General features: G+C 53.0%; 1 pseudogene. It reads left to right on the top strand.

Annotated features, from left to right (window positions below):
- Positions 1–795: pseudogene (locus tag R8O11_RS26740) on the top strand (Calx-beta domain-containing protein); the annotation flags it as partial.

The following is a 795-nucleotide window of genomic DNA, read 5'->3' as shown; positions in this document are numbered from 1 at the left end:
ATCAGCGATGAAACTGACCCTGGTCCAGAAGATACCGTTACGGTAACCATGACTGGTCCAGCGAATGTTGTAGAAGGTGACACCACCACAGACTACACCGTGACGCTGAGCGATCCGGCACCTGTGGGTAGCATCGTGACCTTAGCTTACAGCTACACCACTGCATCGGGTGATGACATCACTGAAACGACTCAAGCGATTATTGGGGCGGATGGCGTAACCGCCACGTTTACCATCGATACGGTGGACGACGTTTATGCAGAAGGCGATGAAGTATTCCGTGTCAGCGTGTCGGGTATTGTTGATAGCGACAGCAATCCTATCTTCGAAGCGTTGAACCTCGATAATGCGTTCGTCGACACCACCATCAGCGATGAAACCGATCCGGGTCCAGAAGATACGGTCACCGTCACCATGACAGGTCCAGCGAATGTCGTAGAAGGCGACACCACCACAGAGTACACAGTGACGCTGAGCGATCCGGCTCCTGTGGGCAGTATCGTGACCTTAGCTTACAGCTACACCACTGCATCCGGTGACGACATTACTGAAACCACCCAAGCAGTGGTTGGTGCCGATGGTGTGACGGCTACGTTTACCATCGATACGGTGGACGATGTGTATGCCGAAGGCGATGAAGTGTTCCGTGTCAGCGTGTCGGGTATTGTGGACAGCGACAGCAATCCGATTTTTGAGGCATTAGATGTTTCAAATGCCTTTGTTGATACCACCATCAGCGATGAAACGGACCCAGGGCCAGAAGATACCGTTACGGTGACCATGACTGGTCCAGCG

Source organism: Vibrio sp. 1288, assembly GCF_033344475.1.
The sequence above is the reverse complement of the archived record's forward strand: the minus strand, read 5'-3'. Positions and strand labels throughout refer to the sequence as shown.